The organism is Actinomadura viridis, from assembly GCF_015751755.1.
GTDB classification, from domain to species: domain Bacteria; phylum Actinomycetota; class Actinomycetes; order Streptosporangiales; family Streptosporangiaceae; genus Spirillospora; species Spirillospora viridis.
The window spans coordinates 3,639,144-3,661,087 of record NZ_JADOUA010000001.1; the positions used below are offsets into that span (position 1 = coordinate 3,639,144).

Sequence of the window (21,944 nt, forward strand, 5' to 3'; positions counted from 1 at the left end):
ACGGTCACGGGCACGAGGGCACGAGGGGCGGGAAAATGCGGTATCCGGTGGTGGTGGGCATCGACGGTTCGGCCCACGCGTGGCAGGGGCTGGACTGGGCGGGGGAGCACGCCGAACTGCACGGGCTGGGGCTGCGTCTCGTCCACGCCTCGCGGGTCCTGACGCGCGACGGAGCCTTCTCCGAGGAGGTCCACCGGCATCTGGAGGCGGAGCGGACCGACCTGCTGAAGGAGGCGAGGCAGTACGCGCTGAAGCAGCGTCCGGGCCTCGACGTCGAGACGGTGCTGCGCGCCGACGAGCCCGGGCACGCGCTCGTGACCGAGAGTGAGGACGCGTCGCTGGTCGCCGTGGGCGCGCGCGGGATCGGCGGCTTCGAGGAACTGCTGTTCGGGTCGGTGGGCCTGCACGTGGCGGCGCACGCGGTGTGCCCGGTGCTGGTCGTCCCGAGGTCGGCGTCCCATCCGTCCGGCGCCCCGGCCGAGATCGTGGTGGGCGTCGACGGCCGGCACAGCGAGACGCGGCTGCTGGAGTGGGCCTTCCAGGAGGCGGCGCTGAGGGGCGCCCGGCTCGTCGCCGTCCACGCGATGGGCGGCGAGTTCGGCTCGCCGCACCAGCGGATGGTCGAGGACCTGGAGCTGTCGGAGGCCCTGGCGGGCTGGGCGGAGCGGTTCCCCGACGTCCCGGTGACCCCGGTGGTGGCCGACCGCACCCCGGCGCAGGCCCTGGTCTCCGCGTCGGAGAAGGCGGCGCTGGTCGTGGTCGGAGCCCATGAACGGCACGGCTGGATGGGCATGGCCCTCGGCCGGGTCAACCACGCCGTCCTGCACCACGCGCGGTGCCCCGCCGTGGTCGTGCCGGCGGGGGTTCCCCCGCACGAGTGAGGGCCCTGCGCGCGATCGGGTACCCGCACGATCGGGGCCCCTCGTGCGGACGGGCCGTGCGGGCGGGCCGTGCGAACGGGCCGTGCGAACGGGCCGTGCGAACGGGCCCAAGGTCCCGGCCCGCGGTGACGTTCGGCCGCTGATCGACGGGCCCGGCCGCCGGAGGCTTGGGCCATGACAGAACTCGCTTCCGGCGCCCCGGTCTTCGCCCTGCTCACCGACGGCACCCAGGTCCAGATCAGGCAGCCCGCCCCCGAGGATCACGACGCGGTCCGCCGCCTGCACGCCGGGTTGTCCGCCGAGAGCCTCTACCTGCGTTTCTTCGGGCTCAACCGGGAGATGGCCGGGCGGATCGCCGACCGGATCTGCGGGGAGGACCGCTCCGGCGGCGGCGCCCTCGGAGCCTGGCTGCGGGGCCGGCTGGTGGGGGTGGCGCAGTACGAGCCCATCGGCGGTGACGGCGGCGGCGAGGGCGGGCCCGAGGCCGAGTTCGCGATGGCGGTCGCCGAGGACATGCGGCACCGGGGCGTGGGGACCCTGCTGCTGGAGCACCTGGCCTCGCTGGCCCGGGCCCGCGGCGTCCGGGCGTTCCGCGCCGACGTGCTGGCGGAGAACGCGGCGATGCTGCGCGTGTTCGCCGACGCGGGCCTGCCCACGCGCCGCGAGTTCGCCGGCGGCGTGATCGAGGCGACCATCCCGCTCGGCGAGCGCGGGAACTTCCTGGACACCGACGACCGCTACCTCACCGCCGTGGCCGCCCGCGAGTGCCGCGCCGCCATCGCCAGCATGGAACCGCTGCTGCGCCCGCGGGCGATCGCGGTGGTCGGCGCCGGGCGCCGTCCCGGAACGGTCGGCGCGGCGATCCTGCGCGGCATCCGGTCCGCCGGGTTCGAGGGCGCGGTGTACGCGGTGAACCCGCACGCCGCCGGCGGCGTGCTGGGCGGGGTGCCCTGCGTGGCCGCGCCCGCCGACCTGCCCGAGCCTCCCGACCTCGCGGTGCTCGCCGTCCCGGCGGCGGCCGTCGCCGGGGCCGCCGCCGCGTGCGGGCGCCGGGGCACCAGGGCGGTGGTGGTGATCGGGTCAGGGCTGACCGCCGCGCAGGGCCGCGCGCTGCTGGACGCCTGCCACGCCCACGGCATGCGGCTGGTCGGCCCCAACTGCCTGGGCGTGGCGAACGTCCCGGAGCGCCTGGACGCCACGTTCGCGGCGGGGCACCCGCGGCCCGGCTCGGCCGGGGTGGTGGTGCAGTCCGGCGGGGTGGGGATCGCGCTGATCGACCACCTGTCCCGGCTGGGCATCGGCGTGTCGTCGTTCGCCTCGGTCGGGGACAAGTACGACGTCAGCGGCAACGACATGCTCATGTGGTGGGAGGCCGACGGGGACACCCGGCTGGGGCTGCTGCACGTGGAGTCGTTCGGGAACCCGCGCAAGTTCGCCCGCACGGCGCGCCGGGTGGCCGAGCGGATGCCGCTGCTGACGGTGCTGGCGGGCCGCTCGGCGCCGGGGACCCGCGCCGCCGCCTCCCACACCGCGGCCGCCGCGACGCCCGCGGTGACCCGCCGCGCGCTGTTCCGGCAGGCCGGCATCGTCGCCACCGACGACCTCGGGGACCTGGTCGGCACCGCGGCGCTGCTGGCCCACCAGCCGCTGCCCGCCGGGCCGAGGGTCGCGATCGTCGCCAACGCGGGCGGCGGCGGCGTGCTGGCCGCGGACGCCTGCGCCGACGCGGGCCTGATCGTCCCGCCGCTGAGCGCGCCCACCCGGGAGAGGCTGGCCGCGCTCCTGCCGTCCTGCGCCGCCGTGGGCAACCCCGTGGACACCACCGCCGCCGTCACGCCCGAGCGGTTCGGGGCCGCGCTGGAGGTGATCGCCGCCGACGCGTCGGTGGACGCGGTCCTGGTCCTGGTCGCCCCGACGGCCCTCGCCGATCTGCGGGACGCGGTGCGCGGCGGCGGCAAGCCGGTGGCCGCGGTGGTGCTCGGCCAGGCCGAGACGGTCACGGTCGGCGGCGGCGGGGTGCCGGCCTACGCCTTCCCCGAGAGCGCGGTGCGCGCGCTGGCGGGCGCCTGGTCGTACGCGGGCTGGCGGGCCCGGCCCCGCGGAGTCCACCCGGCCTTCCCCGACGCGCGCCCGGCCGAGGCCGCGTCGATCATCGGCGGGTTCCTGGCCCGGGAGCCCGGCGGTGGCTGGACGCCGCCGGACGAGGCGTTCCGGCTGCTCGAAGCCTACGGAGTGCCGCTGGCGCCCTGGCGGTGGGCGCGGTCGGAGGACGAGGCGGCCCGCGCCGCCGCCGGGCTGGGCGGCGGGGTGGCCCTCAAGGCCGACGTGCCGGGCGTGGTGCACAAGACCGCGGCCGGGGCGTTGCTGCTGGACCTGCACGGGGAGGACCGGGTCCGGGAGGCGTTCAAGCGGCTGGCCGCCCGCTTCGGCGACGATCTGCGGGGCGTGCTGGTGCAGGCGATGGCGGCGCAGGGCGTGGAGGTGCTCTGCGGGCTGGTCCAGGAGGAGGTCTTCGGGCCGCTGGTGGTGTTCGGCGCCGGCGGAGTGGACACCGAGGCCCTGGCGGACCGGGCCGCGCGGCTGGCGCCGCTCACCGACGTGGAGGCCGGCGAGCTGATCCGCGAGTCCAGGATCGCTCCCGTCCTGCTCGGCCACCCGTCCCGCCCCGCCGGAGACCTGCCGGGGCTGGCGGACCTGCTGCTGAGGCTGTCGCGGCTGGCCGCCGACCACCCGCAGATCGCCGAGCTCGACCTCAACCCCACGATCGTCCGGGCCGACGGGGTGGTGGCGGTGGACGCCCGCGTCCGCCTCGTCCCGCAGCGGGCCTGGGACCCCTACCTGCGCCGGCTCCGGTGACCGGCGCCCCGCCCGGCCACGGAGGCCCAAGGTCCCTTCCGCCCATGGACCGACGCCTCTGCCGCGGCGATCGCCGCCACGTGAGGCTGGGGGGCGTCGCGGCACGGAGATCAGGAGGACCGCATGGACGGCAGTGACACCACCCGTGAGACGGGCGGCCGGGAGACGGGCGGCCAGGGGACGGGGGCCGGGGAGCGGGCGCGGCGGCCCGGCGGCATCGTCGTCGGGTACGACGGCTCGCAGGCGGGCGTCCAGGCCCTGGAGTGGGCCGTCGCCGAGGCCCGTGCCCGCGACTCCGCGCTGACCGTGGTGCACGTCTGGGAGCTCTACGTGGGCGCCTCGATGGCCATGCCCACGGTGGACCTGCTGACGGCGGCCGAGGGGATCCTCGCCGAGGGCGTCGAGCACGTCCGGAAGGCCGCCCCCGGGCTGCGGGTGGACGCCCGGCTGGAGCGGGGGGACGCGGCGGCCCGGCTGATCGAGGTGAGCCGGGACCTGGAGGCCGAGCTGGCCGTGGCCGGGTCGCGCGGCCGGGGCGGGTTCACCGGGCTGCTGCTCGGATCGGTCGGCGCGCAGCTGGCCGCGCACGCCCCCTGCCCGGTGGTCGTCGTACGGGGGCCGGCCGAGCCGCGCCCGGCGGCGGCCGCGGGCCCGGTGGTGGTCGGCGTGGACGGTTCCCCGGCCTCCGTCCGGGCGCTGGCCCTGGGGTTCACCGAGGCGGCCGCGCACGGCGTCCCGCTGACCGCGGTGGTCGTGTGGGAGCCGCTGCCCGACCTCGAACTCGACCTGCCGCCGCTGGTGGGGAGCGAGGGGCTGCGGGAGGCGGCCGAGGCGCGGCTCGCCCGGCTCATGATCCCCGGCCGCGAGCTGCACCCCGGCGTGGAGGCGCGGGGGCGGGTCCTGACCGGGCGGCCCCGGGAGGTGCTGATCGACGCGGCGGCCGGCGCGTCCCTGCTGGTCGTGGGATCGCGGGGGATGGGCGGCATCCGGGGGCTGCTCCTCGGATCGGTCAGCAACGCCCTGCTCCACCACGCGCCCTGCCCCGTGGCGGTCGTGCACGCGCCCGGCTCCACGGACGGAACGCCGTAGGGCGGGCCCGAACGCATCCCTGGCGCAGGCCGGAACGCGAGAGGACCGACCGGAGACGCGAGCGAGAGGGCCGGAGACGCGAGCGAGAGGGCTGGGGAACGCGAGAGGGCGCCGGGACGGCCGAAGGCCCCGGCGCCCTCACCGGCGTCCGCTCACTTCTCCCCGGAGATCTCCTCCTTGCCGCCGGCCGCCTCCTTCTGGATGGTGATCCGCTTGGCCTCCTCCTTGGCGGCCCTGGACATCGGCACCCGGACGGTGAGGATGCCCTTGTCGTACCCGGCCTTGATCGCGTCCGGGTCGACGTCGCTGGGCAGCGCCATGGACCGGGTGAACGATCCGTAGCGGAACTCCGAGCGATGGGTCTCCTTGTGCTCCTCGCGCCGCTCGGCGTGGATGTTCAGCACGCCGGCCGAGACGGTGATCTCCACGTCCCGGTCGGGGTCCATGCCCGGCAGCTCCGCGCGGATCACGTAGTCGTCGCCCTCGATGTAGTTCTCCACCCGGATGGCCTGGGTGAGCTCGGGCCGCAGCATCGACAGCGGTGACTCGAGCCAGTCGAACAGGTCGGGGAACAGTCCGTGCGGTTCCCGGCGCTCCAGTGTGCTCATCACGTCCTCCACAGATGGTGCTTCCAGCTCCAGTCCACGCCCGCCACCGCCGGGGGGTGAAGTGCCGCTGTTCCCCCTGGCCAGGGACTTTGGTCCTGCCGTCCCCGGCCGCGCCCAGGGGTTTCCCGAAGGGGGCCAGGGGGGACCTTCGGCTCTAGGAGGCGAGGCCGGGCCGCTGCTGCGCCGGACGCGTCCGGAACTTCCCGCGCTCCCCGTCAGGAGGCAACCGCGTGATCGGTAAACGAGTTCTGCTCCCGCTGGCGGCGATGGGCGCCGGCTACGCCGCGTTCGTCAGGCCCAGGATCAGGCGCTGGGGCGCTACGCGCGACGAGGCGGCGGCGGTGTATCCCGGGGACTCCGCCATTCCCGAGGCCGACTCCCAGAGCACCATGGCCACCACCCTTCCGGCACCGCCGGAGGCCGTGTGGCCCTGGCTGGTGCAGATGGGGTGCGACCGGGCCGGCTGGTACAGCTGGGACCGCCTGGACAACGGCGGGCGGCCCAGCGCCGAGCGGATCGTCCCCGAGTGGCAGGACCTGGCGGCCGGGGACCGGGTGGACTCCGCGCCCAGCGGCGCGACGTACTTCACCGTCGCCGAACTCGACGCGCCGCGCACGCTGGTGCTGCGCTCCGACCTGGAGATCCCCACCGGGCGCCCGTTCGATCCGGGACGGCCCTATCCCAGGGCGTACACGCAGGGCGTCTGGGGCTTCCACCTCACCCCGCTGCCGGACGGGCGGACGCGGCTGGTGGTGCGCACCCGCGGGTACGGCCGGCCGCGCCCGGCGGACTGGATCGCCGGGTTCCTCCTGGGCGAGCCGGCCCACCTGATCATGCAGCTGCGCCAGTTCCGGAACCTGGCCCGGCGCGTCGGCCGGACCGCGTCCCAGGGGCCTCCCGGGCACCGGGCCGGACCGGAGGCCGAGCGCGCGGGGGCGCGGCAGGCGGGGCGGACGGGATCGGAGCCCGGGTAGCCGCGCTACCGGGGGACGTTGGTGTCCTCCGGGCAGCAGGAGTGGCCGGCCGCGGTCGCGCGGTCCCGGGTGCTCGGGCGTCCCTGCGGGCCGGGCGCGGTCACGCGCCTCCCCGAGACGTACCGGGCGGCGATCCGGACGTAGTGCTCCCTGCGGCCGGGCGCCCAGGGGCGCAGGGGGAGCCGGTCCAGCCGGGCGATCTCGGCGGGGCAGGTCACGTGCGTGGCCGGCCCGACCACGGTGACCGACCAGCCCGTGGCCAGGACCGTGTCGATGTCGTCGGCCTGGAACGCCACGATGGCGCCGCGCAGCGCCGCGGCGAGGGCGGACCCCCGCTCGGTCCGGATGATCACGTCGCGGCCGTCGTCGAGCACGAAGTTCACCGGCTGGATGGCGGGGAGGGCGCGGTCGGTGTAGACCACCCGGCCGACCGGCACCGTCGCCATCAGCCGCAGGCACTCGTCGCGCGCGAGGGGCTCGGGGCCGTTGCCTTCGTTCGTCATGGTTCCAGGGTTCGCCACCCGGGCCGCGCGGCGCAGAGTCGAACGTCCCCGCCGGACGGGCCGTCGGCACCGGATGGTCCCCCTCCGCGACGGACCTTGGGCCTACCGTTCACGCCTGTCGCTCTTGGGCGCCTCGGCCTTGAGCTGGGCCGCGTACGCGGCGGCCTGGGTACGGCGGTTCATCCCGAGCTTCGCGAAGAGGTTGGAGACGTAGTTCTTCACGGTCTTCTCGGCCAGGTACATGCGCTCGCCGATCTGCCGGTTGGTCAGCCCCTCGCCGATGAGCTGGAGGATCTGGCGCTCCTGGTCGGACAGGGCCTGGAGCGGGTCCTTGCGTTCCTGCCGCTCGCGGATCCGCTGGAGCATGCGCGCGGTGCTGCGGGGGTCGAGCAGGGACTGGCCCGAGGCGACGGTACGGACGGCGCCGACCAGGTCCGAGCCGTGGATCTGCTTGAGGACGTAGCCGGCGGCGCCCGCCATGACCGCGTCGAAGAGGGCGTCCTCGTCGTCGAACGAGGTGAGCATGAGGCAGGCGACCTCGGGCATCCGGGAGCGGATCTCGCGGCAGACGGTGACGCCGTCGCCGTCGGGCAGCCGGACGTCCAGGACGGCGACGTGGGGACGGGCCGCGGGGATGCGGGCCAGGGCGTGGTCGGCGGTGCCCGCCTCGCCGACGATCTCGATGTCCTCCTCGGCCGACAGCAGCGCGGCCACGCCGCGGCGGACCACCTCGTGGTCGTCCATGAGGAACACGCGGATGGGCTCCCGGCCCTCGTCGGTCCGGCCGGTCTCGGGCACGGTTCCCCCCTGTGCTGGATTGGTGGTGGAATTGACGCTAGCGGGCATCGGACCCGACCGAAAGGGCCGAGGTCCCCGCGGCGGGGGACCAACGTCCCCGGAGCGGGGCCCGGCCCCGCCGTCCCGAACGCGGAGGAGCAGCCAGTGACGCAGGAGCACCGTCCCGGTGACGACCGGGCCCGGCTGATCCTTCCGCAGATGCGGCTGGACGACCTGCTGGCCGAGCTCCAGTCGCGGCTGGAGGCCGCGCGCGGGACCCGCGACCGGGTGCACGCGCTGCTCGAGGCCGTGGTGTCGATCGGCAGCGAGCTCGACCTGGAGACGGTGCTGCGCCGCATCACCGAGGCCGCGACCACGCTCGTCGATGCCCGCTACGGCGCGCTCGGCGTGATCAGCGAGGAGGGCGAGCGGCTGGTCCAGTTCATCACCGTCGGGGTGACCGACAGGGAGATCGAGGCGATCGGGCACTGGCCGCACGGGCACGGGATCCTCGGCCTGCTGATCAAGGAGCCGCACTCGCTGCGCCTGACCGACATCGGCGCCCACGCCGAGTCGTACGGCTTCCCGGCCAACCATCCGCCGATGCACACCTTCCTCGGGGTGCCCATCCGGGTCCGGGACGAGGTCTTCGGCAACCTCTACCTGACCGAGAAGGCCGGCGGCGGCCGGTTCGAGGAGGAGGACGAGGTCGTCGTCACCGCGCTGGCCACGGCGGCCGGCGTCGCGATCGAGAACGCCCGGCTGTACGAGGAGACCCGGCGCCGGGAACTCTGGCTGGAGGCGTCCGCGGAGATCTCCACCACGCTGCTGTCGGGCACCGACCCGCAGGAGGTCACGGCCCTGGTGGCGCGGCGCGCCCGGGAGATCGCCGACGCCGGGCTGGGCACGGTGTGGCTGATGGAGGAGGCGGCCCGGGAGTTCGTGATCGAGGCCGCCGACGGCGCCGGCGCCGCCGCGGTGCGCGGGCTGTGCGTCCCGGTGCAGGACGCGGTGGCCCGTGGCGTCTACGAGAGCGGCACCCCCCTGCGGCTGGACGACGGCGGGGCGGAGGCCCGGGCCTCCGGGATGCCGGAGGAGGCCCGGATCGGGCCGATGCTGCTCGTTCCGCTGGGCCTGGGCCCGTCGGCGCGCGGGGTGATCGCCATCTCCAACCCGCCCGGCGGCGTGGCGTTCGGCGAGTCCGCGCAGCGGCTGCTGGAGGCGTTCGCCGCCCAGGCGGCGGTGGCGCTGGAGCTGGCCGACCGCCGCCGCGACGCCGAGCGGCTGGCCCTCCTGGAGGACCGCGACCGCATCGCCAAGGACCTGCACGACACCGTCATCCAGCGGCTGTTCGCCACCGCCATGACGCTGATGAGCGCCATCAAGATCACTGAGAAGCGGGACGTCGCCGGGCGGATCCAGCGGTCGGTCGACGACCTGGACGACACCATCCGCCAGATCCGCTCGACCATCTTCGCGCTGCAGGCCGCGCCCGACGAGGAGAGCCTGCGCAGCCGCCTGCACGGCGTCGTCGACGCCGCCGCCGAACGCCTGGGCTTCGCCCCGACCGAACGGCTGGACGGCCTGCTGGACACCGCCGTCCCGCCCGGCACGGGGGAGCACCTGCTGGCCGTGGTCCAGGAGGCGCTGTCCAACGTGGCCCGGCACGCGCGGGCCAGCGAGGTCACCGTGGCGGTCGAGGTCGGCGACGAGGCCCTGTCCCTGCGGGTGGAGGACAACGGTGTCGGGGTCCCCGAGACCGGGCGCCGCAGCGGCCTGCGCAACATGGAGGAGCGCGCCGAGCGGCTGGGCGGCGCCTTCCGCCTCGAACCGCGTCCGGGAGGCGGCACGCTGCTGTACTGGTGGGTCCCGCTCGACGACGAGGCCGTCCGCTAAGCGGAGCGAGGCCGTCCACCAACGGAGAAGTGCCCGGAGGTCCCTCGCGGCTCGTGTCCTTCGCCCCTACGGTCCCGCCCGGCGCCCGGGTCGGATGGAGGGGAAGCGAACCATGGAGGGAACATGAGCTGGGGTTCCTACGTGCTCGTCGGCTACGACGGGTCCAAGGAGAGCGAGCGGGCGCTGCGCTGGGCGGCGCAGGAGGCCCGCCTGCGCCGCCTGCCCCTGACCGTCTGCCACGCGTGGCGCTGGCCGTACCCCGTCAGCCACATCGACTACGAGGGCGTGGCGATCGTCAAGCGGATGGCCGGGCACCTGCTCGACCACGGGGTGATGCTCGCCGAGCGGATGGCGCCGACCGTCAAGGTGCGCGGGAGGCTGGGCGACGGGCCCGCCTACGGGGCCCTGATGCACGAGGCCGAGGGCGCCGAGCTGATCGTGGTGGGCTCGCACGAGCGGGAGGACCTGGCGGTGGGCTCGACCTCGCTGCAGCTCCCCGCCCGCGCCCGCCGGCCCGTCGTGGTCGTCCGCGCGGCCGGCGCGCGGCGCGGCGAGGGCGAGGTGGTGGCCGGCGTGGACTGCTCGCCCGGCGGCGACGCCGCCCTGGCCTTCGCCTACGAGGAGGCGGCGCTGCGCGGCTGGAGGCTGCGCGCCGTCTACGGCTGCCGGGAGCCCGCCGCCGTCGGCGGGGACCTGTCGGTCTTCGAGGACGAGGACAGGCTGCGGCACCTGTGCGGTGAACGGCTCGAGCGGTCGGTGGCCCCCTGGAGGGTGAAGTACCCGTACGTGGAGACCCGCACGTCGCTGGTGGTGGAACCGCCGCGCGAGGCCCTCTTCGAGGCGGCGGAGGAGGCCGACCTGGTCGTGGTGGGCAACCGCGGCGCCGGCGGCGTCGCCGCGCTGCATCTCGGCGCCACGAGCGGCGCGCTGCTCCAGCACTCGCCGTGCAGCGTGGCGGTCGTCCCGTCCGAGGGCGCCCCGGGGCTGTGATGAACGGCCCGGCCGAACCTCCCGATCACGTACTCCTCGGCTACGACGCGTCCCAGTCGAGCGAGCGGGCGCTGGGCTGGGCGGTCCGCGAGGCCGAGCTGCGCGGGCTCGCGCTGGTGGTCTGCCACGCCTGGTACTGGCCGTACCCGTTCCGCCGGCACGACGACCGCGCGCTGGAGGGCGTCCGCGCCATGGGCGCCGCCATCGTCGAGGAGGGGATCGCCATGGCCCGGGAGGTCGCGGCGGAACTGGACGTGCGCGGCCGGCTGGTCCGCGGCACCGCCCCCGCGGCGCTGCTGACCGCCGCGGGAACGGCGGAGCTGGTCGTGCTGGGGGCGCGGGGCACCGGGGGCTTCGACGGGCTGCGGGCGGGCTCGACCGCGATCCACGTGCCCGCGCACACCGACCGGCCGGTCGTCGTCGTGCCGCCCGCCTCGTTCCCGCCCCGCGACGACGGGATCGGGATCGTGGCCGGCGTGGACGGCTCGCCGGCGAGCGAGGCCGCGCTGGAGTTCGCCTTCACGGAGGCGCGGGCGCGCGGCCTGGCGGTCACGGCCGTCTGCGGCTGGTGGGGGCCGGACGCCCGGCCCGGACCGGGGCGGGCCCCGTTCACCGACCCGGACACCGCGGGGGACCGGGTGCGGACCCGGTTCGAGAACACCGTCGCCCGGCACCGGGCCGCGCACCCCGCGGTCCCGGCCGAGACCAGGTTCGTGACGCGGCGGCCGCACCAGGCCCTCGCCGACATCGCGCGGGGCGCCACCCTGCTGGCCGTCGGCGACCGGGGCTGCGGCTCGTCACCGCAGACGCTGCTGGGCGCGGTCACCCGCACCATGCTGCACGAGGCCCCGTGCCCGGTCGCCATCGTGCACGAACGCCCCGCGGAGGGGGACCGGACATGAAGGCGAGCGAGGGCGACCGGATCACCATCGCCGGAGGCGGCCCGCACGAGCCGCTCCGGGACGGGGAGATCATCGAGGTGCCGCATCCCGACGGCACCCCTCCGTACCTGGTGCGCTGGTCCGACACCGGCCGGCAGAGCCTGATCTTCCCCGGCCCGGACGCGCGGATCGTCCACTACGAGCACCACGGGGCACCGGCCGCTCAGCCGGGCACCAGCACCGCCGCCCCGTTGACCCGGTCGGCGGCCAGGTCCCCCAGGGCCCGGCCGGCCTCCTCCAGCGGATAGGTCACCGTGGCCACCCGCAGCGGCAGGCGGCCCGCGAGCCGGAGGAACTCCTGCCCGTCCGCCCTGGTGTTGGCGGTGACCGAACGGACCTGGCGCTCCTCGAACAGGTGCCGCGCGTAGTTCAGCGGCGGCACGTCCGTCAGGTGGATCCCGGCCAGCGCCAGGGTCCCGCCGCGATCGAGCCGTTCCAGGGCGGCGGGGACCAGCTCGCCGGCCGGGGCGAAGACGATCGCCGAGTCCAGCGGCTCGGGGGCGGGATCGAAGGAGCCGCCCGCGGACGCGGCACCGAGCTCCAGGGCCAGGGCCCGGGCGGCGGGCGCCCTGGTGAACACGTGCACGGCGGCGCCCTCGGCCATCGCCACCTGCGCCGCCAGGTGGGCCGACCCGCCGAAGCCCCAGATCCCCAGCCGGCCGCCCGGCGGGAGCGCCGACCGGCGCAGCGCCCGGTAGCCGATGATGCCCGCGCACAGCAGCGGGGCGATCTCGACGTCGGAACGGCCCGGGGGCAGGTCGTAGACGTAGGCGTCGCGGGCGAGGGCGTACTCGGCGTAGCCCCCGTGGGCGTCCCAACCGGTGTAGGCGGAGGCGGGGCAGAGGTTCTCGGCACCGCGGCGGCAGTACGCGCAGGAACCGCAGGTCCCCCGCAGCCACGCCGCGCCCACCCGGTCGCCCGGCCGGTGCAGGCAGCCGGGACCGGCCGCGGCGACCTCGCCGACGATCTCGTGGCCGGGCGTCACACCGGGCAGGTGCACCGGCAGGTCGCCCTCCGCCACGTGCAGGTCGGTACGGCAGACCCCGCAGGCCCGGACGCGCAGCAGCAGGTCCCCCGCGCCAGGCTCGGGCATGGGACGCTCCACGAGCTCGATCGGCCCGGCCGGCATCGGCCCCGGTGTTCGTACGCTCCACGCCTTCATGACGGCGACCTCCCCGCGGTCCGCTCCCCGGCCGCACCCTGCGTCTCCAGGATCGATACCCCGATGGCCGCCCTCTAGGGCGGACGGGGCGGGGCGGCGGTCCAACGGCCCGGCGGTGGGGGACCATCGGCCCCCGACACGGGCGGGCCCGGGCCGTGAGCATGGAGGGAAGGACCGGAACGGGGGAGTGGTCATGTCCGAGCCGATCGTCGTCGGGACCGACGGCTCGCCGGCCGCGGGCCGCGCCGTGGAATGGGCGGCGGCGGAGGCGGCGCGGTACGGCCGCGGGCTGCGCATCGTGCACGCGGGCGATCGGCGCCACGGGCTCCCCGCGGGACTGCCCCCCGAGACGGCCGAGGCGATCTCCCCGCGCGGCCGGGAGATCCTCGACGGGGCGGCGCGGGCCGCCCGGGCGGCCCGGCCGGACCTGGAGGTCACCACGGAGCTGGTGCCCGAGCCTCCGGTGCGGGCGTTGCGCGAGGAGTCGGCGCGGGCCTTCGAGGTGGTGGTCGGGCATCGCGGGCTGGGCGGATTCACCGGACTGCTGCTCGGCTCCACCGGCCTGGGCGTCGCCGACCGGGCCGAGGGGCCCGTGGTCGTCGTCCGGGGCGGCCTCGGGGACGGTGCCGGCGCTGGTGCCGGCGTCGGTGCCGGCCCGGCCCGGAACGAGGTGGTGGCGGGCATCGATCTGACCGAGTTCTCGGCCGTCGTGCTGGAGTACGCCTTCGAGGCCGCCGCCCGCCGCTCCGCCCGGCTGCGGATCGTCCACGCGGCCCCCGTGATCGAGACGATCATCGAGGCCGGGCACGCCGCCGCGGCGGCGGAGACCGACGAGGTGGTGCGGGAGACCGTGGCCGAGTTCGCCACGCCGTGGCGGGAATGGCACCCGGGCCTCGAACTCGTCGAGGCGGTGCCGCTGGTCCATCCCGTGCAGGCGCTGGTCGACGCGTCGCGGGAGGCGGTGCTGCTGGTGACCGGCGCCCACGAGAGGGCGCCGCGCCGCAGCGCCCGCGTCGGCTCGGTCGCGCACGGCGTCATCCATCACGCCGCGTGCCCGGTGGCGATCGTGCACCCCCGCGGATGAAGGACCTTCGTCCCTGGTTCCGTCCCGGCGGGCGTGGTCGGATGGTCGTGGGGTGGGGGAAGCCCAGAGGAAAAGGCACGGAGAAGTGGGCGACCACGCACCGTGCAGCTCCAGCGCTGTCTAAACGGCGGAGGGACTTCCCTCACTCTCCTCGACCGCCGCCGCCCGCGGAACGCGCCACCGCCTCCGGGCCCAAAGTCCCTGTCCCCGCGGGGATTACGCCCCTGCCCCCGGTCCCGGCCCGCGGCCATGCTGGAGAGGAACCCCGGGGTCGGGAGGCCGTGATGGGACAGTCGTTCAAGCTCGGAGAGATCAAGGGCATCGTGGTCGGTGCGAACTGGTCCGTGCTGGTGATCCTGCTCCTGGTGGCCGCCCTGCTCGGGGAGTCGGTGCTCCCGCGGGCCGCGCCCGGACTCCCGGTGGTCGCCTACTGGAGCGTCGCGGTACTGGCCTCGCTGCTGTTCCTGGCCTCCCTGCTCGCTCACGAGCTGGCGCACGCCTTGGTCGCCCGCCGGTACGCGATCCGGGTGAAGGCCATCACGCTGTGGATGCTCGGGGGCGTGGCCGAGCTGGAGGACGAGGCGCCGCACGCGACCGCCGACCTGCGGATCGCCGCCGCGGGCCCGGCCACGAGCCTGCTCGTGGGCGGGGCGCTGGTCGGCGTCTCGCTCGGGACGCAGGCGATCGGCGGCCCGGTGCTGCTCAGCGGCGCGCTCATGTGGGTGGGCCTGATGAACGGGCTGCTGGCGGTGTTCAACCTGCTTCCGGGGGCGCCGCTGGACGGCGGCCGGGTGCTGCGGGCCGTCATCTGGCGGATCCGCGGCGACCGTGAGAGCGCCGACCGGGCCGCCGCCACCACCGGCCGCGTCCTCGGGTACGCCCTGATGGGGCTGGGCCTGGCCGAGATGTTCGTCCTGAGGTCGTTCAACGGGCTCTGGCTGGTCTTCCTCGGCTGGTTCATCACCGCGGCCGCGGGGGCGGAGGCGTCCTCGGGCGCGGTGCGCCGGGCGGCCGGCGGGCTGCGCGTCGCCGACATCATGACCCCCGACCCGGACTGCGGCCACACCTGGCGGCGGGTGTCGGACTTCGCCGCGGAGGTGACGCGGGGAGCGCGGCAGTCGGTCTTCCCGGTGGTGGGACTGGCCGGCGACCCGGCCGGAGCGGTCTCGCTGGAGATGCTCGCCCGCGCGCTGCCCGGCAGGGCCGACGCGATGCTGGGCGACATCATGATCCCGCTGCCCGGCGCCTATGTGGCGCGTCCGGGCGACTCCCCGCTCGACCTGCTGAACCGCCGGCCGCTGGCGGGCGAGCTGATGGCCGTGGTGGTGGACGGCGGCCGGACCGTCGGCATCGTCACCACCGCCGACGTCCAGCGGCTCGTCAGGAGCAGCCGGTTGCGCCAGGCGGCCACGACCGCTGCCGCCTCCCGTACGCACGACGTCACCGAATAGAGAAGTCCAGGGGCGGCGGAAACGATTTCACCGGCAGAATGATCCGGGCATGTCAGCTTTTATGGAAAGGTGATCGGCCGGCTTCTCCGCGCAATTTCCCGGCGCAACGAACCATCGCCCGCCCGCCTTCGTCACACCGGATATCGACGGAAGGACGACGCGGCGATTTCGTGGTGAGGGGGCGGCGGGATGGCGTCAGGGCAGGCCCGTCCGGAACGGCCGGCGCGGGGCGATTCCGCGGGCGCGGACCGTCCGGGGGGAGGGGGCGGGCCGGGCGGCGCCGTCCCGCCGATGGTGGGACGCGAGGCCGAGCTGGAGCTGCTGCGCGGGCGGCTGGCCGACCCCTCGGCCCGGCTGCTCACCATGACCGGGCCCGCCGGGGTGGGCAAGACCCGGCTGGCGCTGGCGCTGGCCGCGGAGCCGGTCCCCGCGGCCGGGTACCTCGACCTGGCCCCGTACGAGCGCTCCGGCGCCGCTCTGGAGGCGCTGTCGGCCGCGTGCGCGGACGACCGCCTGGTCGTCGCCGACCACGCCGACCATGTCATCGAGGAGCTGGCGCCGCGCGTGCCCAGGCTGCTGGCCGACCGGCCGGGGGCGCGGGTGCTGGTGGTGAGCCGGGAGCCGCTGCGCCTGTACGGGGAACGGGTGCTGCGCGTCCCCCCGCTGGCACGGGCCGCCTCCCTGGAACTGCTCCGGCGGCGGGCCGCCGCCGTCCGGGACGGGCTCCCGGCGGACGGCGCCGGGCTGGAGCGGCTGTGCGAGCTGCTCGACGACCTGCCGCTGGCGATCGAGTTCGCCGCCGCGCGGCTCGCCCGGATGGACCCCGGCGAGCTCGCCGGCCGGCTGCGGGAGGGGCAGGACGTGCTGCGCGGCGGCTCCACCCTGTCGCGCCACGCCGGGATGCGCGAGGCGATCGGGTGGAGCCACGACCGGCTCACCGGCGCCGAACGGGCCGTCCTGCGCACGCTCGCCGTCCACGAGGGCCCGTTCTCCCCGGCGGACGCCGCCACCGGGGCCGACCCCGCCGTCGTCGAGGCGCTGGCGGCCAAGAACCTGCTGGCCCGCCTGCCGGCGTCCGGTGCGGAGCCCCGGCTGCGGATGCTGAACACCGTGCGGTCCTACGTCCGGAGCCTGCCCTCGCCCGCGCGCGAGGCCGCGGCCCGGATCCGGTTCCAGGCCCGGCCGCTGACGCAGCGCGAGCTGGAGGTGGCGATGCTGGTGGCGCGGGGCCTGACCGACCGTCAGATCGCGGGCCGGATGGGCATCGCCGAGTGGACGGCCGCCCACCACGTCCGCGCCGTCATGGGCAAGCTCAACTGCACCTCGCGCGTCCATGTGGCGAGCTGGGTCATCCGCGACAGCCTGGTCGTCCCGGCCACCGACCCGTCCGGCGGGTGAGCGGGCGGGCACGGGGAAGGACGCGACCGTGCAGACCTTCCTTCCGTACGCGGACTTCGCCGCCACGGCCCGCGTCCTGGACCCGCGCAGGCTGGGCAAGCAGCGCGTCGAGGCGGTGCAGGTGCTGCGCGGGCTCACGGTGCCGGGGTACGGCTGGCGCCATCACCCGGTGGTGCGGATGTGGACGGGGTACGAGGAGGCGCTCGTCCGCTACGGCCTGGAGATCTGCCGGCGGTGGTGCGACCTGGGGCGCCGCGACACCTGCGCCGCCACCCTGAGGGCCGACCTCGCCGAGGCCACGGGCCTGGACGGGCCGCGCGACCAGCGCGCGCTGGCCGAGGCCGGGGAGCTGCCGCCCTGGCTGGGCGACCCGCGGTTCCATCTCAGCCACCGCTCGGCGCTGGTCCGCAAGGACCCCGCCTTCTACGGGCCGGTCTTCCCGGACGTGCCGCGCGACCTGCCGTACGTCTGGCCCGACTCGGACCGCCGCCGCCGGCGGTGAGTCGGCGGCGACGGCGGCCGGGGGAGGGCCGGGCGGGCGGGCCCGGCCCTCCCGGACGGCGGCGGTCAGCCCGTCGCCAGGTCGCGGCGGCGCAGCCCGGCGAGCCCGGCGGCCCCCGCCGCGAGGACGGCGGCCCCGAGCCAGGCCAGCGGCGCCAGGGTCAGGTCGTGGCCGGGGAGCTTGGGCACGTGGGTGAACGGCGAGACGTCCATGAGCCACTGGTCCGCCTGGAGCATACCGCCGAACATCGTGAGCCCGGCGGCCAGCGCCAGCGCCCCCCACCCCGCGGCGGAGAGGCGGGGCGCCAGGCCGACGAACGCCACCGCCACGGCCGCGATCAGCCACACGGCCGGGAACTGCACCAGCGCCGCGGCGAGGACGCGCGGCAGGACGCCGCCGACGTCGCCGTCGTTCAGGCCGTGCGTCAGGCCGGCCGCGGTGCCGCCGACCGCGAGCGCCACGACCGAGCCCAGCAGGGCGAAGACCAGGTGGGAGAACGCCCACCGCAGCCGCCCGACGGTCGTCGCGAGCACCGGTTCGGCGCGCAGCGAGGTCTCCTCCGACCGCATCCGCAGCGTCGCCGACACCGCGTACCCCGCCGCGAACAGCCCCAGCATGCCCATCACCGAGGCGAAGTAGGCGTCCACGATCCCGCCGGTGCCGCCCAGCCGGGTGAAGATCTCCTTCAGGTCCGGGTTGTCCCTGATCATGTCCTCGACCCCGCCGGCCACCCCGCCGAACACGACGCCGAGCGCGGCGAAGCCGCCCAGCCAGGCGTACAGGGGGCGGCTGTGCAGGCGCCAGGCCAGGGAGAACGGGCCGCGCAGCCCGGCCGCGGCCTCCGCCGGGCCCGGCCGCGTCGGCAGGATCCCCGCCCCGACGTCCCGCCGCGCCGACAGTGTCCCGGCCACCGCGACCAGCGCGGCGACCAGCAGCACGGGCAGCACCAGCACCCACCACCGCTCGTCGCCGTAGGCGCCCAGCCGGGTGCCCCAGCCCAGCGGGGACAGCCAGGACAGCCAGGACAGCGCGTTGCCCGCGCCGCCGATGTCGGCGGCCAGCCTGATCACGAAGGACGCGCCGAGGACGGAGATCGCCATGCCGCGCGCCGCGCCGGCGCTCTCGGTGAGCTGCGCGGTCACGCCGGCGACCGCCGCGAACACGCAGCCGGCGAGGGCGAGCTGGAGCCCGAAGGCCAGCGATCCGGCGAGCGGGAGGTCCTGGCTCGCCATGCCGGCCGTGAGGATGGCGGCGACCGTGAGGCTGGCGCCCAGCGTCACCAGCAGCGCGGCGGCGAGGGTGGCGCCCCGCCCCAGGACCGTGGCCCCCAGCAGCTCGCGGCGCCCCGCCTCCTCCTCGGTACGGGTGTGCCGGATGACGGTCAGCGCGCAGATCAGCCCGATGACCACCGGGATGAACCCGGAGCGCTGGGCGACGATCCCGCTGATCTCGTTGTTGTGGATGGGCCCGTACAGCGCCAGGAACGTCGGGTTGGTCCCGGTGGTCCGGGCGTATCCCAGCTGGTCGGCGGCCGTGGGGTACAGCTCCCTGGTCGCCGCGACGAAGTTCACCGGCATCACGCTGAGGAACAGGATCCAGATCGGCAGCAGGAACCGGTCGCGCCGCAGGATCAGCCGGACCATCCCGCCGGTTCCGGTGAGCGCGGTCATCGCCCGGCCTCCTGCGGCAGCTCGTCCTTGTAGTGGCGCAGGAACAGCTCCTCCAGCGTGGGCGGCTGGCTCACCAGGCTCCGGACGCCGGTGGAGGTGAGCTGCCGCAGGACCTGGTCCAGCCGGGCGGTGTCCACCTCGCAGCGCACCCGGGTGCCGTCGACCCGCAGATCGTGCACGCCCTCCAGCGACGTGAGCCCGTTGGGCGGCGCGGCCAGCTCGGCCTCGATCGAGGTACGGGTCAGATGACGCAGCTCGCCCAGCGTCCCGGTCTCGACCGTGACCCCGTTCCGGATGATGGTGACGCGGTCGCAGAGGGCCTCGACCTCGCTGAGGATGTGGCTGGAGAGCAGGACGGTGCGGCCGCCGCGCTTCTCCTCGCGGATGCACTCCTGGAAGACCTCCTCCATGAGGGGGTCGAGGCCGGAGGTGGGTTCGTCGAGGATGAGGAGTTCGGCGTCGGAGGCCAGGGCGGCGACGAGGCCGACCTTCTGGCGGTTGCCCTTGGAGTAGGTGCGGCCCTTCTTCTTGGGGTCGAGTTCGAAGCGCTGGAGGAGGTCGCTCCTGCGGCGGGGGTCCAGGCCGCCGCGCATGCGGCCGAGGAGGTCGATGACCTCGCCGCCGGTGAGGCCGGGCCAGAGGGTGACGTCGCCGGGAACGTAGGCCAGGCGCCGGTGGAGGTCGGTGGCGTCGCGCCAGGGGTCGCCGCCGAGGAGGCGGGCATGGCCGGCGTCGGCGCGCAGGAGGCCGAGCAGGACGCGGATGGTGGTGGACTTGCCGGCGCCGTTGGGGCCGAGGAAGCCGTGCACCTCACCGGCGCGGACGGTCAGGTCGAGCCCGTCGAGCGCGCGGGTCCGGCCGAACGTCTTGACCAGGCCGGTGGCGGAGATGGGCGTGTCGTTGGGTGAAGCCATGACGAACACCTCGTCTGGGGGGTCGGTCGGTGGAGCACGCGGCCGCCACCCCCGCAGGTCAGGGGAGTCCGGTGGCGTGGCCACGTGAGGGAACGGAGTCGCGGGCGGACCGGGGTCCGCGGGGACGCGACGGCGGATCGGAGTCGGCCTTGCGGGCCGCGGCGGCGGAGGTCGGGATGCGGACCCCGCAGGCGGCGGCCCACGCGGGGGCCCCGCGCAGCACCGTGGGCGAGCCGGCGGCGGTGCCGCACGGCCGCCCCGGCGTCCCGGGGAGGCGGGAGAGTGCGGAGCGGCCCCGGCGGTCACGCATCGTCGGCTCCCTCGGAGGGCGAGAGACGGTCCAGCGCCGCCCGGGTCTGCTCCAGCAGTTCCGGGCTGACCAGGTTGTCGGTGTGGACGTCCAGGAGCGCCTTGGTCAGCCGCGGATAGCCCTCCAGCGTCAGGGTGTTGGCGCCCAGGGCACGCGAGAGGTGCTCGTGCAGCACGACCATTCCGAAGGCCATGCCGGTGACGGCCGTCGCGTAGGCGTGCAGGTCGGAGGTGGTGGGCTTGTTCATGCCGGGGCCGGGCCGTTCCAGCAGGTCCTCGTAGGCGGCCACCGCGTCGTCGAACAGCCGTGCCGCAGCGGGTGACCCGTCGACCAGGGCGCGGGCGAGGTAGCGCTGCGCCGGGAGGCCGGTCCGCAACGCCAGTCCCATGAAGCCGGGGTCGCCCATGCCGCCGTCGAGCGCCTGCCGCTTGATGGTACGGAGGGCCTCGATGACGTGCTCGTCGCAGGCCTCGCGGAGCCCTTCCTTCGACCCGAAATGGTGCTGGACCAGGCCAGGGGACACCCCCGCCGCCTCGGCGACCGCGCGGATCGTGGTGCCCCGCATCCCGCGCTCGGCGAACAGCGCGAGCGCCGCGTCCCTGATGCGCGCCCGCGCGGTCAGGTCGCTGGCCGTGTCGGTGGTCGGCGGCTCCTCGCCCCCGGTCATGTGCTCACTCCATGTCACGGTACAAGCGTTCAGTTTCCCATACGTTTGTATACCCATGCCGCCGCTCCCGCAACCCCGTGAGGCCGCTCCAGGGTCGGGGCGCAGGTTGGGCCTGCGGCGAGTTGCCGCCTCGGGGGGCCGCGCGTGACGACAACTCGCCGCAGGTCAACGGAGGGGGGCGGAAATGGCCCGTTGACGGCGGGTGTGCGTGATCTGTTCGGTGATCTTTGTCTGCTGATTGCCAGTCGGGCCGATCGATCGGCCGAGCGCGTCGGTACGGTCACTTCGGCGAATGATTCCGCCGCTCCGATCGGGCATTTCCGGACACCGGTGCCGTCTTTCGAAAATGTGCCGGAGATATGCGTACGTCGGGCGGCCCGCTCGCCGAATGTCCCATTCCGTGAAAGGCGAGAATCACCGACGTACCAGGAGAGTCCATGCGGGTCTTTCGACGCGGCGCCACCTCCGCCGCGATCTTCTGCCTCACCGTCGTGCTGACGGGGACCGCCGCGTCCGCCCGTCCCGACGGTGCGGGATCACCCCGGTCGGACGCGTGCGCCACCCCGTCAGGGGGGAGCATCGCGGAGATCATCAAGCAGGCCCAGGCCTGCTCCGAGGAGGCGGTACGGCCCCAGGGCGTACCGCAGAGCGCGGACGCCGTCGCGGCGGCCGTCAAGGACGCGCTCCACGCCCAGCCGCAGGTCTGCGGCCCACCTTACGTCCACGGGGACCCGAGGCTGGGTCCCGTCCATCTCCCGCGCACCGGGTACTTCGGATATCTGCTGCGGGGCTACATCCGTTATGGCGGGTTGTCGCCGTCGGAGTTCCTGTACCAGTACTGGGACGAGAACAAGGTTCCCGCTCCCGACTGGCGGTATCCGCCGGATGACGGATTCACGCACGAGCTCAAGGACATCAACAGCCGCCCGGAGCGGTCCAGGGTGACGCTTCACGTCGGCCAGTACATCGACCGTTTCGGAGCGGAGACCGGCCGTTTCCTCTCACCCGGAGGGGCCTCGTTCCCGTCCCGCGCCCTGCCGCCCGACAGCCTGAACACGCGCGCCGACGACCCGGCGCACCTGTGCAACTACCACCTGTACCGCGTCAAGCACAGGTTCGACGTCGACGGGGGACCGGCCGAGCCGGCGTTCCAGCAGCGGGGCCGGGGACTGCAGTACGTCCTCGTGGGCGCCTACGTGCCCGGTGCGCCGAGCAGGCTCAGCGTGCAGTGGCTCGCGGACAACGGGTTCCTGGAGCGGGTCTACTGACAG

The 21,944-nt window shown here is 75.5% G+C and carries 21 protein-coding genes; 13 read left to right on the top strand and 8 right to left on the bottom strand.

The features are described from left to right. Window positions 1-35 precede the first annotated feature (35 nt). The 3 genes from IW256_RS16450 (at window position 36) to IW256_RS16460 (ending at window position 4,826) form a co-directional block, all read left to right on the top strand. Entirely contained in the window at window positions 36-881 is an 846-nt protein-coding gene (locus tag IW256_RS16450; RefSeq protein ID WP_197011819.1) for a universal stress protein, read from the top strand. A 174-nt stretch (window positions 882-1,055) separates the two neighbouring features. Continuing rightward, entirely contained in the window at window positions 1,056-3,737 is a 2,682-nt protein-coding gene (locus IW256_RS16455) for a bifunctional acetate--CoA ligase family protein/GNAT family N-acetyltransferase (RefSeq protein WP_197011820.1), read from the top strand. A 123-nt stretch (window positions 3,738-3,860) separates the two neighbouring features. After that, complete coding sequence (locus IW256_RS16460; protein ID WP_197011821.1) at window positions 3,861-4,826, top strand: universal stress protein; 966 nt, start codon at window positions 3,861-3,863, stop codon at window positions 4,824-4,826. A gap of 152 nt (window positions 4,827-4,978) precedes the next feature. Here IW256_RS16460 and IW256_RS16465 read toward each other — a convergent pair whose 3' ends face one another. Continuing rightward, window positions 4,979-5,434 carry an Hsp20/alpha crystallin family protein gene (locus IW256_RS16465; protein WP_197011822.1) on the bottom strand — a complete coding sequence of 152 codons (456 nt, stop codon included), beginning with the start codon at window positions 5,432-5,434 and terminating at the stop codon, window positions 4,979-4,981. A 230-nt stretch (window positions 5,435-5,664) separates the two neighbouring features. Between IW256_RS16465 and IW256_RS16470 the strand changes: the two genes are divergently transcribed. Next, window positions 5,665-6,408: an SRPBCC family protein gene (locus IW256_RS16470; protein ID WP_197011823.1), complete on the top strand. Its 744-nt coding sequence runs from the start codon at window positions 5,665-5,667 to the stop codon at window positions 6,406-6,408. Window positions 6,409-6,413: 5 nt separating this feature from the next. Here IW256_RS16470 and IW256_RS16475 read toward each other — a convergent pair whose 3' ends face one another. Both IW256_RS16475 and IW256_RS16480 read right to left on the bottom strand, forming a co-directional pair. Then, window positions 6,414-6,911, bottom strand: a complete 498-nt coding sequence (locus IW256_RS16475; RefSeq protein ID WP_197011824.1) for a pyridoxamine 5'-phosphate oxidase family protein — start codon at window positions 6,909-6,911, stop codon at window positions 6,414-6,416. A gap of 102 nt (window positions 6,912-7,013) precedes the next feature. Then, window positions 7,014-7,655, bottom strand: a complete 642-nt coding sequence (locus IW256_RS16480; protein ID WP_197016349.1) for a response regulator transcription factor — start codon at window positions 7,653-7,655, stop codon at window positions 7,014-7,016. A 198-nt stretch (window positions 7,656-7,853) separates the two neighbouring features. Here IW256_RS16480 and IW256_RS16485 point away from each other — a divergent pair, with 198 nt between their 5' ends. From IW256_RS16485 to IW256_RS16500, 4 genes are all read left to right on the top strand, one after another. Further along, window positions 7,854-9,584 (top strand): sensor histidine kinase, encoded by a 1,731-nt coding sequence (locus IW256_RS16485; protein ID WP_420535411.1) that lies wholly within the window; start codon window positions 7,854-7,856, stop codon window positions 9,582-9,584. A gap of 123 nt (window positions 9,585-9,707) precedes the next feature. Next, on the top strand, window positions 9,708-10,574 hold the full coding sequence (locus tag IW256_RS16490; protein WP_197011825.1) for a universal stress protein: 867 nt from the start codon (window positions 9,708-9,710) through the stop codon (window positions 10,572-10,574). Beyond that, window positions 10,574-11,476 (top strand): universal stress protein, encoded by a 903-nt coding sequence (locus IW256_RS16495; protein ID WP_197011826.1) that lies wholly within the window; start codon window positions 10,574-10,576, stop codon window positions 11,474-11,476. Before IW256_RS16490 ends, IW256_RS16495 begins: the two co-directional genes overlap by 1 nt. Further along, a complete protein-coding gene (locus tag IW256_RS16500; RefSeq protein ID WP_197011827.1) occupies window positions 11,473-11,763 on the top strand; it encodes a DUF1918 domain-containing protein in 291 nt (96 codons plus the stop codon). Before IW256_RS16495 ends, IW256_RS16500 begins: the two co-directional genes overlap by 4 nt. On the opposite strand, the gene IW256_RS16505 is transcribed toward IW256_RS16500, so the two are convergent. Further along, window positions 11,679-12,677, bottom strand: a complete 999-nt coding sequence (locus tag IW256_RS16505) for a zinc-binding alcohol dehydrogenase family protein (protein ID WP_197011828.1) — start codon at window positions 12,675-12,677, stop codon at window positions 11,679-11,681. The two genes, IW256_RS16500 and IW256_RS16505, sit on opposite strands and share 85 nt — an antisense overlap. Before the next feature lie 193 nt (window positions 12,678-12,870). On the opposite strand from IW256_RS16505, the gene IW256_RS16510 reads away from it, so the two are divergent. From IW256_RS16510 to IW256_RS16525, 4 genes are all read left to right on the top strand, one after another. After that, entirely contained in the window at window positions 12,871-13,761 is an 891-nt protein-coding gene (locus tag IW256_RS16510) for a universal stress protein (RefSeq protein ID WP_197011829.1), read from the top strand. 284 nt (window positions 13,762-14,045) lie between these two features. Further along, on the top strand, window positions 14,046-15,212 hold the full coding sequence (locus tag IW256_RS16515) for a site-2 protease family protein (protein ID WP_197011830.1): 1,167 nt from the start codon (window positions 14,046-14,048) through the stop codon (window positions 15,210-15,212). Between the two features lie 189 nt (window positions 15,213-15,401). Then, a complete protein-coding gene (locus IW256_RS16520) occupies window positions 15,402-16,610 on the top strand; it encodes a LuxR C-terminal-related transcriptional regulator (protein WP_197011831.1) in 1,209 nt (402 codons plus the stop codon). A 28-nt stretch (window positions 16,611-16,638) separates the two neighbouring features. Then, window positions 16,639-17,112, top strand: coding sequence for an MSMEG_6728 family protein (locus IW256_RS16525; RefSeq protein WP_197011832.1), 474 nt, complete (start codon window positions 16,639-16,641; stop codon window positions 17,110-17,112). 65 nt (window positions 17,113-17,177) lie between these two features. Here the strand turns inward: IW256_RS16525 and IW256_RS16530 are convergent, their stop codons facing one another. Genes IW256_RS16530 through IW256_RS16545 form a run of 4 tightly spaced genes read right to left on the bottom strand, consistent with a single transcriptional unit; the run spans window position 17,178 to window position 20,673 of the window. Further along, on the bottom strand, window positions 17,178-18,782 hold the full coding sequence (locus IW256_RS16530) for an ABC transporter permease (RefSeq protein ID WP_197011833.1): 1,605 nt from the start codon (window positions 18,780-18,782) through the stop codon (window positions 17,178-17,180). Beyond that, the gene (locus tag IW256_RS16535; protein WP_197011834.1) at window positions 18,779-19,696 is read right to left on the bottom strand and encodes an ABC transporter ATP-binding protein; all 918 of its coding nucleotides are present in this window, start codon (window positions 19,694-19,696) and stop codon (window positions 18,779-18,781) included. The genes IW256_RS16530 and IW256_RS16535 overlap by 4 nt, the downstream gene beginning before the upstream one ends. Window positions 19,697-19,754: 58 nt before the next feature. Next, window positions 19,755-20,006, bottom strand: coding sequence for a hypothetical protein (locus IW256_RS16540; protein WP_197011835.1), 252 nt, complete (start codon window positions 20,004-20,006; stop codon window positions 19,755-19,757). Next, window positions 19,999-20,673 carry a TetR/AcrR family transcriptional regulator gene (locus IW256_RS16545; RefSeq protein WP_197011836.1) on the bottom strand — a complete coding sequence of 225 codons (675 nt, stop codon included), beginning with the start codon at window positions 20,671-20,673 and terminating at the stop codon, window positions 19,999-20,001. The genes IW256_RS16540 and IW256_RS16545 overlap by 8 nt, the downstream gene beginning before the upstream one ends. 437 nt (window positions 20,674-21,110) lie before the next feature. On the opposite strand from IW256_RS16545, the gene IW256_RS16550 reads away from it, so the two are divergent. After that, entirely contained in the window at window positions 21,111-21,941 is an 831-nt protein-coding gene (locus IW256_RS16550) for a TNT domain-containing protein (protein ID WP_197011837.1), read from the top strand. Window positions 21,942-21,944: the final 3 nt, after the last annotated feature.